The organism is Mesorhizobium sp. M8A.F.Ca.ET.202.01.1.1 (assembly GCF_004791595.1).
Lineage (GTDB): Bacteria > Pseudomonadota > Alphaproteobacteria > Rhizobiales > Rhizobiaceae > Mesorhizobium.
This window is the reverse complement of sequence record NZ_SRUN01000016.1, coordinates 47485-61905: the sequence shown is the minus strand read 5'-3', so window position 1 is coordinate 61905 and position 14421 is coordinate 47485. Positions and strand designations below refer to the sequence as shown.

The 14421-nt window shown below is 63.6% G+C and carries 15 protein-coding genes; 8 read left to right on the top strand and 7 right to left on the bottom strand.

What is annotated here, in order from left to right:
• Positions 1 to 28: 28 nt before the first annotated feature.
• The 5 genes from EN845_RS28600 to EN845_RS28580 all read right to left on the bottom strand — a co-directional run bounded on the left by EN845_RS28600 (position 29) and on the right by EN845_RS28580 (position 4189).
• Positions 29 to 823, bottom strand: a complete 795-nt coding sequence (locus EN845_RS28600; RefSeq protein WP_127873192.1) for an FAD binding domain-containing protein — start codon at positions 821 to 823, stop codon at positions 29 to 31.
• Between the two features lie 11 nt (positions 824 to 834).
• Complete coding sequence (locus tag EN845_RS28595) at positions 835 to 1278, bottom strand: SRPBCC family protein (protein WP_127278865.1); 444 nt, start codon at positions 1276 to 1278, stop codon at positions 835 to 837.
• A 113-nt stretch (positions 1279 to 1391) separates the two neighbouring features.
• A complete protein-coding gene (locus EN845_RS28590; protein WP_127278864.1) occupies positions 1392 to 2219 on the bottom strand; it encodes an AraC family transcriptional regulator in 828 nt (275 codons plus the stop codon).
• 175 nt (positions 2220 to 2394) lie between these two features.
• Positions 2395 to 3393 (bottom strand): ABC transporter permease, encoded by a 999-nt coding sequence (locus EN845_RS28585; RefSeq protein WP_127873191.1) that lies wholly within the window; start codon positions 3391 to 3393, stop codon positions 2395 to 2397.
• 52 nt (positions 3394 to 3445) lie between these two features.
• Positions 3446 to 4189, bottom strand: a complete 744-nt coding sequence (locus EN845_RS28580) for an ATP-binding cassette domain-containing protein (RefSeq protein WP_127280595.1) — start codon at positions 4187 to 4189, stop codon at positions 3446 to 3448.
• A gap of 447 nt (positions 4190 to 4636) precedes the next feature.
• Here EN845_RS28580 and EN845_RS28575 point away from each other — a divergent pair, with 447 nt between their 5' ends.
• Both EN845_RS28575 and EN845_RS28570 read left to right on the top strand, forming a co-directional pair.
• Entirely contained in the window at positions 4637 to 5635 is a 999-nt protein-coding gene (locus EN845_RS28575) for a sugar-binding protein (protein WP_127873190.1), read from the top strand.
• Positions 5636 to 5823: 188 nt separating this feature from the next.
• Positions 5824 to 6606, top strand: a complete 783-nt coding sequence (locus EN845_RS28570; RefSeq protein WP_127280593.1) for a FadR/GntR family transcriptional regulator — start codon at positions 5824 to 5826, stop codon at positions 6604 to 6606.
• Positions 6607 to 6623: 17 nt separating this feature from the next.
• Here the strand turns inward: EN845_RS28570 and EN845_RS28565 are convergent, their stop codons facing one another.
• Positions 6624 to 7562, bottom strand: a complete 939-nt coding sequence (locus EN845_RS28565; RefSeq protein ID WP_127873189.1) for an NAD(P)-dependent oxidoreductase — start codon at positions 7560 to 7562, stop codon at positions 6624 to 6626.
• Between the two features lie 120 nt (positions 7563 to 7682).
• On the opposite strand from EN845_RS28565, the gene EN845_RS28560 reads away from it, so the two are divergent.
• The 3 genes from EN845_RS28560 to EN845_RS28550 all read left to right on the top strand — a co-directional run bounded on the left by EN845_RS28560 (position 7683) and on the right by EN845_RS28550 (position 10058).
• Entirely contained in the window at positions 7683 to 8579 is an 897-nt protein-coding gene (locus EN845_RS28560) for an NAD(P)-dependent oxidoreductase (protein WP_127279251.1), read from the top strand.
• A gap of 100 nt (positions 8580 to 8679) precedes the next feature.
• On the top strand, positions 8680 to 9456 hold the full coding sequence (locus EN845_RS28555; RefSeq protein WP_127279252.1) for a FadR/GntR family transcriptional regulator: 777 nt from the start codon (positions 8680 to 8682) through the stop codon (positions 9454 to 9456).
• A 158-nt stretch (positions 9457 to 9614) separates the two neighbouring features.
• On the top strand, positions 9615 to 10058 hold the full coding sequence (locus EN845_RS28550; protein WP_127873188.1) for an SRPBCC family protein: 444 nt from the start codon (positions 9615 to 9617) through the stop codon (positions 10056 to 10058).
• A 41-nt stretch (positions 10059 to 10099) separates the two neighbouring features.
• Here EN845_RS28550 and EN845_RS28545 read toward each other — a convergent pair whose 3' ends face one another.
• On the bottom strand, positions 10100 to 10390 hold the full coding sequence (locus EN845_RS28545) for a DUF3175 domain-containing protein (RefSeq protein ID WP_127873187.1): 291 nt from the start codon (positions 10388 to 10390) through the stop codon (positions 10100 to 10102).
• Positions 10391 to 10567: 177 nt separating this feature from the next.
• Between EN845_RS28545 and EN845_RS28540 the strand changes: the two genes are divergently transcribed.
• The 3 genes from EN845_RS28540 (at position 10568) to EN845_RS28530 (ending at position 14404) form a co-directional block, all read left to right on the top strand.
• Entirely contained in the window at positions 10568 to 11797 is a 1230-nt protein-coding gene (locus EN845_RS28540) for an MFS transporter (RefSeq protein ID WP_127279255.1), read from the top strand.
• Between the two features lie 160 nt (positions 11798 to 11957).
• A complete protein-coding gene (locus EN845_RS28535; protein ID WP_127873186.1) occupies positions 11958 to 12986 on the top strand; it encodes a LacI family DNA-binding transcriptional regulator in 1029 nt (342 codons plus the stop codon).
• Between the two features lie 290 nt (positions 12987 to 13276).
• Positions 13277 to 14404 carry a sugar ABC transporter substrate-binding protein gene (locus EN845_RS28530; RefSeq protein WP_127873185.1) on the top strand — a complete coding sequence of 376 codons (1128 nt, stop codon included), beginning with the start codon at positions 13277 to 13279 and terminating at the stop codon, positions 14402 to 14404.
• Positions 14405 to 14421: the final 17 nt, after the last annotated feature.

The following is a 14421-nucleotide window of genomic DNA, read 5'->3' as shown; positions in this document are numbered from 1 at the left end:
AACCGCTTCACATTTTGGGCGACAGGCATCAGCCGAGCAGCAGCCGGCCGAGATGGACCGGCAGCACTTCGGCGCGGTACCAGGCGCTGGCGATTGGATCGGTGATCGGCGCGGTGCGGTCGGTGGCGGCGGCCAGCGCTGCCGCGATGCCGTCTTGATCAAGCGTTTTTCCCAGCAGTGCGTTTTCCGCCGCCCTGGCGCGCACCGGCCGATCGGCCATGCAGCCGAGCGCGATCCGCGCCGAGGACACGGTCCCGTTTCCAGCCTGTTCCAGAACGATCGCAATGCTCAGCACCGAGACCCCCTTGGGCTTGACCCGCGACACTTTGAGGAAGCGGAAACTGCCGGTCCTCGGAAGCGTCAAGCTGACCGACGTGACGATGGCGCGGCTGTCGTCCCGCCCGGCCAGGAAGGTTTCGATTGGCGTGTCGCCGTCATCGGTGCCGACCGCTGCGTCGAGCGCCAGCAGGGCTACCGCAAAATCACCATAGGGCGACGGCGCGAACAGATTGCCGCCGACGGTCGCCATGTTGCGGATCGCCGGACCGCCAACGGCGCGCGCGGCCTCGGCAAGGGTACCGAGATCCGGATGGCGGGCGATCTCCGCCATGGTCGCCGAGGCGCCGATGCGGACCTTGCCGCCGGACAGGGCGATGGTGGACAGGGCTGGGTCGGTGGCGCGGACAAGAGTGGCGACGGAGATATCGCCTTCATTGGCGGCTCGAACTACAAGCGTCCCGCCGCCGAGATAGCGGCTGCCAGCCGCCGTCAGCGCAGCATTGGCGTCCTTTACCGTTGTAAAAGTCTGCAGCGCCAGTGCCATGGCCCGCTCCTTCAGCTCTGGCCGGCGAAATGGGTCTTAAGGGCATTGAAGCCGCCCTGGAAGACATTGGCGCCCATGCCCTCGGCCAGCTTGTCCGCATCCTCGGGGGCCGCGTCGAAGCTGGCGGTCCATTCGGCATAAGTGCGGTCGCCGTCGGTGACGCGCCTGAGTTGCAGCGTCGCCTTGTGGTTGGTGAGCGGCTGCGGCGTCTCCAGGATGGAATAGCTGACGAGGAAATCGTCATCGGAAAAGTCGAGCAGTTTTTCGCGCAGGCGGGCACCGCTGGCGAGCTGGAAGTTGCGCACGCAGCCGATCGTGGTCGCATCCTTGCCGTCCTCGATATGGCTCTCGACCATGCGCGGGTGCCAGCCCGGCAGCCCGTTGAAGTCGCGTATGCGCGCCCAGACCTTTTCGACCGGCGCGTCGATGACGCTGGAGATGGTGACTTTGGGCATATGGTGTTCCCTTGCGGAGTTCGTTGCGGCAAGGGTAGGGCGCTGGAGCGGGCAGCGCTTATCAATGCGTCTTGAGCGCGTATCAACCAGTCTGAAAAACAGATGGCGCCGACTTAGGCCGTGGCCCGCGCGGCCTCGCGGTAGAGCGTCGGCGGCACGCCGACATGGTCGCGGAAGAAGCGCGAGAAATTGCCCTGCGTGGTGAAGCCGAGATTGCAGGCGACCGAGATCAGCGGCTCCTGCGACCATTGCAGCTGCCGCACCGCTTCCTCCATGCGCAGCGTGTTCCAGTAGACGTTTGGCGTCAGATTGGTCTGTTCCTTGAACAAGGCGAAGAAATGCGGCCGCGACAGGCCGACGCTGCGGGCTACATCGTCGAAGGAGATGCGCTCGCAGACATTGGCCTTCATCAGCTGGATCGCCTTGCGGACGCGGAAATCCTGCATGGTGCTGATGCGGCCGCGCGCTTCCTGCGGCGCCGAGGCGTCGGCGGCATCGAGCACCGAGTCGATGAAGCGCTCGATCTCGTAGTTGGCGACGTCGTCGACGCTTTCATTGTCGGTGAGATGATCGAGCAGGCTGGCGGCGGCCTGGTGCAGCCACGGCTCGAGCGCGATCGCCGCCTGTGAGAACAGCGGCGCGCTGGACGGCAGGTCGCGGCGGCGGCGCGCCCAGTCCGGGTCGATGTAGAAGGCCAGGAACAGGCCCGGCCGTCCGTCCTGAGACAGGACGTGGCTATGCGGCTGGAGCGAGTTGATGCCGGCGGCAGTACCCGGGCCGAGGCGGACCGTCTCACGGCCGATGGTCATCTCGCCGGCGGTGCCTTCGAGCCAGATGATCAGATGCGCCTCGACATGGGCATGGGTGACGAAGTCGCTCGCGACATTCAGGACAGAAACATGTCCGAACCGGCCCCAGTAGAGCCTGATCGCTTCCGTCATGGGTATATCCTCCCGCAGGCGACTGGCCTCCCTTCGCCTGCAGGGGGATTGTGCGGCCGGTTTTCGGTATCCGTCAAGGCATCGGTTGTTGGCCGGAACCAATGGCGGTCGGCTTCAGCCGATTTTCAGACTGAGCGATAGGAACCAGAACGAATTGCGCTTCGACGACGTGCTCTCAGTCGCTGCGCCTGAAATTGCGGATGCGGTCGAACAGAACCGCCAGCAGGATGGCGCCGCCGATGAAGGTGCCTTGCCAGAAGGCGTTGATGCCAAGCAGGCCAAGGCTGTTTCGGATCACCTCGATGAGGGCAGCACCGACAATGGCGCCGAAGGCGGTGCCGACGCCGCCGGCCAGATTGGCGCCGCCGATGACGGTGGCGGCGATCACTTGCAGTTCCATGCCGTTGCCGAGATTGGTGGTGACGGCGCCGAGCCACCCGGTCTCGATGATGCCGGCAATGCCGGCTGACAGCGCCGAGATCATGTAGACGGCGACCTTGATCTGCTTGACCGGTACGCCGGTCAGCGTCGCCGCGTGCTCGTTGCCGCCAATGGCGAAGATATGGCGGCCGAACTTCGTCCAGCGCAGGATGAAGCCGGTGATCAGCGCCAGGATGATCATGTAGAGCACCGGATTGGCGATGCCGAACACCCAGGCGCCGCCGCCGAGCGCCAGCAGCTTGTTGTGGTCCGGCCCGAACTGGAAGACGACGGTGTTGTTTGAGGCGACCATGGCAAGGCTACGGGCGATCGACAGCATGCCGAGCGTCACCACGAAGGGGGGAAAGCCCAGGTAGGCGATAAAAATGCCATTGAAGGCGCCGATGACGAGCGCGGTGGCGATAGTGGCCAGAATGCCGATCTCTATCGAATAACCGGCATGCATGGTGACCGCCAGCACCATCGAGCACAGGCACAGCACCGAACCGACAGACAGGTCGATGCCGCCGGTGATGATGACGAAGGTCATGCCGAGCGCGACGATGGCGACGAAGGTGATGTTGCGGGTGATGTTGTAGAGGTTCTTGGAGGTGGCGAATGCGTCGGTGGCGAAGGACAGGAAAATACAGGCCAGGATGACGGCGATCACCACCCAGAAAGTCTGGCTGGAGAACAGGCGCGACAGGAAGGTGTGCTGCTTCTGCGCGATCGTCTGGTCAAGGGTGACTGCCATTATCGACCTTTCCTGCGCTGCCGATGCGCGGTGAAATCCGGGTTCGCCATTCTCATGCCACCTGCTCGATGGCGCCGGTGATCAGCCCGGTGACTTCCTCGGGCGAACTCGACGCGATCGCCTTGTCGGCGACCTTCCTGCCGCGCCGCATGACGATGACGCGGTCGGCGACGTCGAAGACGTCGGGCATGCGGTGGCTGATCAGCACGACAGCGATGCCCTGGTCGCGCAGATGACGGATGAGGTTCAGCACTTCGGCGACCTGCCGCACCGAGATCGCCGCCGTCGGCTCGTCCATCAGCACGATCTTGGCCTGAGACAGCATGGTGCGGGCGATCGCCACCGCCTGGCGCTGGCCGCCCGACATCTGCTTGACGAGGTCGCGCGGGCGGGTCTCGGATTTCAGTTCGGCGAAGATCTGGCCAGCGCGCTTGTACATGGCGGCGTAGTCGAGGATGCGGAACGGGCCGACGCCGCGGCGCAATTCGCGGCCGAGATAGACATTGGCCGCCGCAGTCAGATTGTTGCAGAGCGCCAGGTCCTGGTGGACGATCTCGATGCCGTGCTGGCGCGCCTCGACCGGCTTATGCAGGATCAGCTCCTTGTCATCCATCCGCATCGTGCCATGGCTCGGCCGGAAATTGCCGGCTATCATCTTGACCAGCGTCGATTTGCCGGCGCCATTGTCTCCCATCAGGCCGACAACCTGTCCGGGCTCGATCGACAGCGACACGTCGTTGACCGCCTGGATGGCGCCGAAATGCTTCGAGATGTTGGTGAGTTCGAGAACCGCCACCAGTCTTTGCCTCCCATGCCTGGCCCATCCGCCCGCGGACAGGCGACGGCTTCCATTCGCCTTCCCCAACTCCTCCCGGGGCAGCGATGCCGTCATTTACGCGAATGGCGTCGCGGGCGTCAATTGTCGACGGGCAATTGTCAGACGAATAGTGCCGTGCTGTTTTTGAAAAATCAGTTTTGTAGGACAAATAGCAATTGACGTTGGCGGCAAGCCGTTATTAGTTGAGCGTCGGAGGAAGACATGCCGGCCTTGACGACGCCATCGGCGGCGCCACCGGTCGGAAGGTTTTGGCGATCGTGCGGCGTCATCGCTGAACTGGTCGCATCTGAAAATGCTTATCGGCCTGGCCGGATTGAGTGAGCGCACGCGTCTCAGTCATCTCGCATCCTGGCTGGTTTGTGTGGCGGGCACGCCGTGTCCGTCTGTTTCCAAGGGAGGACTGACATGAGGAAAACAGTATTGCTCGCCGCCGTCGCCGCCGTCGCCGCCATGGCGCTGGGCGCCGGGCCGGCTTTGGCCAAGAAGCAGCTCGTCATCGTGGTGAAAGGTCTCGACAATCCGTTCTTCGAAGCCATCCACCAGGGCTGCGAGAAGTGGAACAAGGAAAACGCCAGCTCGGAATATGAATGCTTCTACACCGGCCCGGCATCGACTTCCGACGAGGCCGGCGAGGCGCAGATCGTGCAGGATATGCTGAGCAAGGCCGACACGGTGGCGATGGCGATCTCGCCGTCCAACGCGCCGCTGATCGCGCAGACGATCAAGACCGCCAATCCGTCGATCCCGATCATGACCGTCGACGCCGACCTCGCCAAGGAAGACGCGGCGCTGCGCAAGACCTATCTCGGCACCGACAACTATCTGATGGGCAAGAAGATCGGCGAGTACATCAAGAAGGCCAAGCCGAACGGCGGCACGATCTGCACCATCGAGGGCAATCCGGCGGCCGACAACATCCTGCGCCGCGCGCAAGGCATGCGCGACGCGCTGACGGGCAAGGAGGGCCTCGCGGCCCTTGCCGGCGAAGGCGGCTGGACGGAAGTCGCCGGCTGCCCGGTGTTCACCAATGACGACGGCGCCAAGGGCGTTCAGGCGATGACCGACATCCTCGCCGCCAATCCCAAGCTCGACGCGTTCGGCATCATGGGCGGCTGGCCGCTGTTCGGCGCGCCGCAGCCCTATCGCGACCTGGTCGGACCGCTGAAGGACCGGCTGGCCAAGAACGACTTCGTCATCGGCGCCGCCGACACGATCGGCGACGAGGTGGCGATCGCCAGGGACGGCCTTGTCACCGCGCTGGTCGGCCAGCGGCCCTTCGAAATGGGCTACAAGGCGCCATCGGTGATGATCGACCTGGTCACGGGCAAGAAGGTTGACGATCCGGTGTTCACCGGTCTCGACGAATGCACCAAGGACACGGTCGACACCTGCATCCAGAAGTAGGGTTTTCGATCAGGGGCGCCCGCCAAGCGGGCGCCCCTCCACCTCGTCGGATGATTGGGGCAGACGCTTCAGGGGCCAGCGGCTCCGGCTTTGTCGCGCCCATGGTTTGGTTTTTCGGCAACGGGATCGGCGCGCCGCGCGGCTCCGGATCAATCCGGGCGACAGACGGCCGACCTATTGGAACGTGGATGCCGGACGAAAAGGCAAAGAAACAGGCTGGTCGGGCGAAGGCGCAAGCCAACCGCGATACGGCGGTCGTCCGCAGGGCGGATGCGGCGCACTTTCCCGGGTCCAGCGTTCATGCATCGCTCGCCAGCGAGATCGGGCTCAGGATCGTGCGCGGCGACTATCCGCCCGGCAGCATCCTGCCAAATGAGGCCAAATGGGCCGAAACCTTCAATGTCAGCCGTTCGGCGGTGCGCGAGGCGATCAAGATGCTGATGGCCAAGAGCCTTCTGGCATCGCGTCCCAAGATCGGCAGCTGGGTCGAGCCGAAGGAGCGCTGGAACCTGCTCGACCGCGACGTGCTGGCCTGGTACGCGACCGCACCGGATCGCGAGGCGTTCCTGCGCACCGTGCAGGAGTTCCGTCACATCATCGAACCGGAGGCCTCCGCCTTTGCCGCGATGCGGCGCAGCGACGAGGAGATGGCCGAGATCAGCCTGGCGTGCCGCGAGATGGGGGAGGCGGCCAACCTGGCCGAGCGCATCCGTGCCGATACGCGCTTCCACCTCGCCATCCTGCGGGCGTCGGGCAACGACCTGCTGGTGCCGCTCGGCGTGCTGATCGAATCGGCGCTCGACCATCTCTTCGCTTTCACCACGCGCCAGGTCGGCGATCAGCGGCGGGCGCAGAATCTGCACGAGGCGATCGAGAAGAGCATCCGCCTGCAGCGGCCGGCAGCCGCCCGCAACGCCGTGCACAAGCTGCTCGCCGACACCGATGAGGGGATCGGAAGAGGCCGGCGGTAAGGCCAGCCGTCCGGGCCTCAGATCGTCTGCTTCTTGCCATCCTTCATCGGCATCAGGTCGATACCATTCACCTTGGCGATATGGGTCGCCAGCATCGGCACGAACTGCTCGGCCGGCCCGGTGGCATGGGCGCCGGCGAAGGAATTCTTGGTGGCGTTGCCGAGCGGGTTGGCGATGCCCGCCGCGCCCGCCATCGATTCCAGATAGGTCAGGTCCTTGAAGGCATTGGCGATGGTGAATTTGTGGGCGTCGCGGTCGCCCTCCAGCGTCCAGCGCATGAAGGTCTGGTAGAAGCCGCAATCCATGCGGCCGTTGCGGATGACGCTGTCGAAACGCGGCGGCGAGATGCCGACCTTCTCGGCCAGCGCCAATGCCTCGGAATAGATGGCGGCGTAACCGAGCGAGATGAAATTGTTGAGCAGCTTCATGCGATGGCCGTCGCCGGTGTCGCCGATATGGACGATGCGGCCAGCCCAGGTGTCGATCACCGGCTTGACCCTGGCGAAGACGGCGTCGGGCGCGCCGACCATGGCGTCGAGCGTGCCTTCCCACGCTTCCTTCGGCGTGCGGCTTAGCGGCGCGTCGACATAGTCGACGCCGAGCGCCTTGAGTTCGGCCGCGAGCGCCACCGTCGAGACCGGATCCGAGGTCGAGCAGTCGACGACGACCGACCCCTTCTTCAAACCCTCCTTGAGGCCGCCGGGACCGCGAATGATGGCCTCCACCTCGCGCGAGCCGGTGACGCAGATGAAGACGATATCGGATGCAGCCGCCACGTCTCGGGAGGTCGATGCCTCACGAGCGCCCCGGCCGAGAAGATCCTCCGCCGGCTTGCGGTTCTTGCGGCCGAGAAAGGTCAGGGAATAGCCCTTGTCGACGATGTTCTTGGCGATGCCGTGACCCATCAGGCCAAGGCCGACAAAGCCGATTGTCTCGCTGGTGGCGGTGGTGTTCATGCTGTCTGTCCTGTCCTGTGATTATCGATAATGTTGCCGCTGTTTTAGCCATAGACGGTTGCAGAAAGCAATATTGTCTGACAATAGACGTAAATCCCAGGACTTTCGTGGAGACCAGAAATGACCAAGCGGATCATGTTCACCGGCGGCAGCGGCAAGGCTGGACGCCACGTCGTGCAATATCTGGTGGAGCAGGGCTGCCAGGTGCTCAACATCGACACCAAACCGCTCGACAATCCCAAGGTGCGCACGCTGATCACCGACATCACCGACAGCGGCCAGGTGTTCAACGCGCTGTCGAGCTATATGGGGCTGCACGAATTCGATCCGTCGCTGCGGCCGCAGCCCGTCGACGCCGTGGTGCATTTCGCCGCCATCCCACGCATCATGATCACACCCGACAACGAGGTGTTCCGCATCAACGCGATGGGCACCTACAACGTCATCGAGGCCGCGGTGAAGCTCGGCATCCGCAAGGTGATCATCGCTTCCAGCGAGACGACCTACGGCCTGGTGTTCGCCAACGAGCCGCGCGACCCCACGCATTTCCCGCTCGACGAGGAGTATGACGTCGATCCGATGGACAGCTATGCGCTGTCCAAGATCGTCAACGAGAAGACGGCGCGCGCCTTCGCGCAGCGCAATGGCACGGACATCTATGCCTTGCGCATCGGCAACGTCATCGAGCCGCATGAGTATTCGCTGTTTCCGAAATGGTTCGCCGATCCGGGCTTCCGCAAACGTATCGCCTGGAGCTATATCGACGCGCGCGACCTTGGCCAGATCACGCTGCGCGCCATCGAGAAGGATGGGCTGGGCTACCAGGTATTCAACGCCGCCAATGACGACACCTCGTCCGATCTGCCGACCGCCGAACTCCTGAAGCGGTTCTATCCCGGCGTGCCGGTCAAGGGCGAACTCGGCGAATACGAGACGCTGCTATCGAACCGCAAGGCGCGCAACATGCTCGGCTTCCGGCCGGAGCATAGCTGGCGCAAATACGTCAAGACCGCCTGAGCGAGGTCAAATCGCGCTGGGTTGTGCATAGAAGCCGGCTTTGCCGCCCAATGGCCGCACCGCGCTTGACAGCTTCCCTAAACCGGCCTTTCTGGAATTCATGCGGGACGCGAGGCCGAACAAGGAAAAATCGCCCAAAAAGGCTGTAGCCGCCGAACGCCCGGCCGGTGTTCGCCGGCCCGACGCGGCGCGCATTCCCGGCTCCAGCGTACACACGTCGCTGGCCAGCGAGATCGGGCTCAGGATCGTGCGCGGCGACTATCCGCCCGGCACCATCCTGCCCAATGAAGCCAAGTGGTCGGAGACCTTCAGCGTCAGCCGGTCGGCGGTGCGCGAGGCGATCAAGATGCTGATGGCCAAGAGCCTGCTGGCATCGCGCCCCAAGATCGGCAGTTGGGTCGAACCGAAAGAACGCTGGAACCTGCTCGACCGCGATGTGCTCGCCTGGTATGCGACGTCGCCCGACCGCGAGGTGTTCCTGAGGACGGTGCAGGAATTCCGCCACATCATCGAGCCGGAAGCGACCGCCTTTGCCGCCATGCGGCGGACCGACGAGCAGATGGCCGAGATCAGCCAGGCTTGCCGGGAGATGGGCGAGGCGAAAAGTCTGCAGGAACGGACCCGCGCCGACACCCGCTTCCACCTCGCAATCCTGCGTGCCTCCGGCAATGACCTGCTGGTCCCGCTCGGCGTGCTGATCGAATCCGCCTTCGATCACCTGTTTGCCTACACGACCCGCGAACTCGACGATTTGCAGCTCGCCCAGAAGATGCACGAGGCGATCGAAAAGAATATCCGCCTGCAGCGGCCGGATGCGGCGCGCAATGCCGTGCGCAAGCTCCTGGCCAATACCGACAACGTCATCCGTTCGCGATAGGTTTCCGCGAGACCGCCGTTGGGCTTAGGTGTTTCCATCTTGCCGGATCGAAGCAATTTCGGAGCCGCCACCGTCAAAAAACTCAAAAGCCTGTGTCGGATCGGCGGTGTGGTAACCGTCCTTGGGGTATCGAACAGAGACCACGAAGGAGTATCGACATGCCCAGCACCGTTCGTCTGCACCGCGTTCTGACCACCAGCCCGGAGAAGGTCTACCGCGCGTTTCTCGAGGCCGATGCGCTTGCCAAATGGCTTCCGCCGAACGGCTTCACCTGCACGGTCCATCACCTCGAGGGCAAGGTCGGCGGCACATTCAAGATGTCGTTCCGCAACTTCACCACTGGCGACAGCCACTCGTTTGGCGGTGAGTATGTCGAGCTCGTCGCGGGCGAACTTCTGCGCTACACCGACAGATTCGACGATCCCAACTTGCCCGGCGAGATCGAGGTGACCGTGACGTTGAAGAAAGTGTCCGTGGGCACCGAAGTGAACATTACCCAGGCCGGCATCCCGGATGTCATTCCGGCGGAAGCTTGCTATCTCGGCTGGCAGGAATCGCTGCGGAACCTGGCCAGGCTCGTCGAACCCGAAATCAAGCAATAGGACGCCCTAATCAGTCAGGAGCCATTGGCGAGCGAGGGCGGCTAGTCCTCCTTTGGCCGCCCGAATGCGGTGCGCAGTTCATCCTTGGCGTCCTCGAGGACCTTCTTGCGCGCCGCGGGCAGGTTTCTGCCGGCCCTGTTGATGTAGAAATTCAGCATCGACATGGCGGATTGGAAGGGCTCGGCCTTGCGACGGTGGCTGTGTTGGGCCGACCGCTTGAGCGAGGCGGCGATCTTCTTGGCGTCGTCGGATTCGAAGACATGCTCCTCGAGATCCATCGCATCGCTGTGCTCGGTTACCTCGGCCGACCATTTCTGCTTGGTGGCGGTCATGGCTGGACTCCTTGGCGGGGTTGCTGATCGGAAACTCCACACATGGATGTCGGTTCCCACCTGCCTTTCCGCTCTGGAGCCACGGATTTGCCTGTCGTGGCGCTGCTATGGACGGGGAATGCGCGGATAGTGGCGACAACGGCGACCGGTATTCGAGACCGCCGACAGGAAACGCCTTTGACCCGAACCGACTTGAGCCGGCCCAGTCCCGGTATCGACAGTTCCTACGCCTGGATGCGGCTGGCCATCTCGATGCTGCTGGCGACAATCGGCGCGGTGGGCATGTGGGCCGTTGTCGTGGTGCTGCCGGCGGTACAGGCCGAGTTCGGCGTCGACCGCGCCGCGGCATCCATGCCCTACACCGCGACCATGGTCGGCTTTGCCGCCGGCAATGTGCTGGTCGGCCGCGCCATCGACCGCATGGGTTACTGGATTCCGGCGCTGTTCTCCTCGATCGCGCTCTCCGCCGGCCTCCTGCTCGCGGCGCTGTCGACCTCGATCCTGCAATTCACCCTTGCCCAAGGGGTGCTGATCGGTCTCGGCACATCGGTGATCTTCGGACCGTTGATCGCCGATATCTCGCACTGGTTCAATCGTCGCCGCGGCGTCGCCGTCACGGCGGCGGCGGCCGGCAATTACCTCGCCGGAGCGATCTGGCCCACCATCATGCCGACGCTGATCAAGGCGGAAGGCTGGCGCTTCACCTATGCGGCAATCGGCGTCTTCTGCCTGGTCACCATGGTGCCGCTGGTGTTGTTGCTGCGGCGCGGCGCGCCGGAAGCGGCTGCCGCCGGCTCGCCCGGAAGCCGGTCGGTGCAGCCGATTCCTATGTCGCCGGGGGCAATGCAGGCGCTGCTGGTCGTCGCCGGCTTGGGTTGCTGCGTGGCGATGTCGATGCCCCAGGTTCACATCGTCGCCTATTGCATGGATCTTGGTTACGGCATGGCGCATGGCGCCGACATGCTGTCGATCATGATGGCGGCGGGCGTTGTCAGCCGGCTTGCCTCGGGCTTCGTCGCCGACCGCATCGGCGGCGTCAAAACCCTGCTCATCGGCTCGGTGCTGCAATGCCTGTCATTGCTGTTCTATATCCCGTTCGACGGGCTCGCCTCGCTCTATGTCGTGTCGCTGGTCTTCGGCCTGTCACAAGGCGGCATCGTGCCTTGCTATGCGATCATCGTGCGCGAGTACCTGCCGGCCAAGGAGGCCGGCCAGCGTATCGGTATCGTCATGATGGCGACGATTTTCGGCATGGCGATCGGCGGCTGGATGTCGGGCTGGATCTACGACCTGACCGGCTCGTACGCCGCCGCGTTCCTGAACGGCATCGCCTGGAACCTCTTGAACATACTGGCGATCGGCCTGTTCATGTGGAAGGCGAGGCACAGGGCCGCCTTAGCCGCCTGAGGAAGGCCAGGCACAGCCACTCAGTGGCTCGGCTTGACAACAGCCAGTCCCTGCGCGACGCCAGGGGCCGATGGGTGCGGCAACAGGCCGGTGAGATGGCGACAGCTGGAAATATCGCATTGCGGGCGCGCTTCGATGGCCATGCGCATGGGCCAAGGCCTTGATCAAGCCGCGCTCGCGCCGGGGCGGTGGCCGCCCGACCATATCGGATGTGGCACGCAAGGCAGGCGTCGGCGCCATCACCGTTTCGCGCGCGTTGCGCGAACCGGAGCGCGTTTCCGAGGAACTGCGCCGCCAGATCCTGGCCGCCGTCGAAGAGCTTGGCTATGTGCCGGACCCGAACGCACGCGCGTTGGCCTCGGCGCGAGCGGAAGTGTTCGGTGTGCTGGTGCCTTCGCTGACCAACAACGTCTTCGCGGAGGTGGTGCGCGGCATCTATGACAGCCTGTCGGACAGCCCCTTCCGCATCCAGCTCGGCAACACGCATTATTCCGGACTGGAGGAAGAGCGGCTGCTGCAGCTGTTCGGCTCCCAGCGGCCGGCAGCGCTGATCGTTGCCGGCATCGACCAGACGCCCACCTCGCGAAAACTGTTGGAGAATGCCGGTTGCCCGGTGGTTCAGGTGATGGAGACCGGACCCGATCCCGTGGACATGATGGTCGGCTTCTCGCATCTCGACGGCGGCAGGACGGCGACCGAGCACCTGATCGAGGCGGGGTATCGCCGGATCGGTTTCATCGGTGCACGCATGGATCCGCGCTCGCAGCGGCGCCTCGCCGGTTACCGCGCGGCGATGGAGAGGGCCGGGCTGTTCGACCCGCGCCTGGTCACCACCACGCCGGTGCTTTCCAGCGTGCCGCTTGGCCGCGAATTGTTCCGCGACGCCCTTGCCAAGATGCCGACGCTCGACGGCGTGTTCTGCAACAATGACGACATAGCGCTCGGTGTGCTGTTTGAATGCCATCGCGCTTCGATCGAGGTGCCGAAGACCATCGGGATTGTCGGCTTCAACGATCTCGACATGATGGAGGTGGCATTTCCGTCGATCACCAGCATCCGCACCCATCGCTACGAAATCGGCAGGCGCGCTGTCGCCATGGCGCTGGCGGCCATCGCCGGTGATCGGCCGCAGGAGCGTGTCGTCGACCTAGGCTTCGAACTCAAGCGGCGCGAGAGCACGGCACGCTGAAGCAGTTTAGACCCTGCTGAAATCAGCCTTTACAGGCATTCTTGGTAGCGCTACCATTCGAACCGGCATGAAGTCTAATCGCTGTTTATTATACATAAGCGACAGAATTTTCCTTGTTTATTATTGATAATATGATACTTTCGTTGCAGCTTAAGGAAGCAACGAGGAGGGAGAGGTCGGTGCTGGCCACCTGACGTGCGCGGCCGGCCAGGGCGGGAGGTGCTGGGGCGAACACGTCATTCTACTGCAGCTAAACAAACAAGTCAGAACTGCAACTGGGAGGAATATCGATGATCAAGTCACTCGTTGGTGGCATCGTTGCCGCCACTGCATTCGTCATGTTGAGCTCAGCGGCGATGGCCGCAGGCCCGGAAATCGTCAAGGGACCGGCAGCCGAGCCGGACTGCTTTGCCCCATGGGCAGCCGATACGCAATTCTTCAAGTTTCCCAAGAAGGCCGGACCATACCGCATTGCGTTGGCCAACGGCTACATCGCCAACACCTGGCGCATCCAGATGGTGCAGACCGCCAAGGCGTATGCGGCACAGCCGGATGTGGCCAAAAAGCTGAAGGAATTCAAAGTTGTGTCGACCGGCGAGGACGTCCCGGCGCAGATCTCCGCGATCAACAATTTCATCGATTCCGGCTTTGACGCCATCGTCGTCAACGCGCAGAACCCGACCGCATTCGGACCAGTCATCAAGCGTGCGAAGGAGGCCGGCGTCGTGCTGGTCGCCTTCGACAACATCCTCGACACCAAGGATGCCATCAACGTCAATGTCGACCAGAAGGGCCTTGGCGCGTTGTGGGGCAAGTGGTTGGTCTCGCATGTCCCGAACGGCGGAAAGGTACTCGAAGTGCGCGGCGTCGCCGGCACCTCCGTCGACACGGACCGTCATGCCGGCATCCACGAGGTCCTCGACGGCTCGGGCAAGAAATGGGAAGTCACCGAGGTGGTCGGCAAATGGGACGACGGCGTTGCCCAGAAAGCCACGGCGGACGCGATTGCCACAAACGGCCCGTTCGACGGCATCACCGGGCAAGGCGGCGACACCGGCATCGTGCAGGCGATGATGGATGCCAAGCACCCATTCGTTCCGTTCGGCGGCGAGACGGAGAACGGCTTTCGCAAGTTCTGTGCCGCGCATGCCGGCGACGGCTTGAAGTGCTCTTCCGCAGGCACCGGCCCCGCCCAGGTGGCCGTGGCAATCAAGACGGCGATCGCGGCCCTCGAAGGCAATGTCGTGCCGCAATCGGTGAAGCTGCCGCTGGCTATTGTGGAGGATCCGAACTTCAAGGCTGGCCAGGATTTCTTCCCCGACCAGTCCGACAATTTCTTCGTCGGCAACTCCTTCCCAACCTGCGGCATCAATTTCAGCGCCCAGGAAATCATGGGGCAGACCAAGGAAAACCAATAGGCTCACTGCTATCGCCG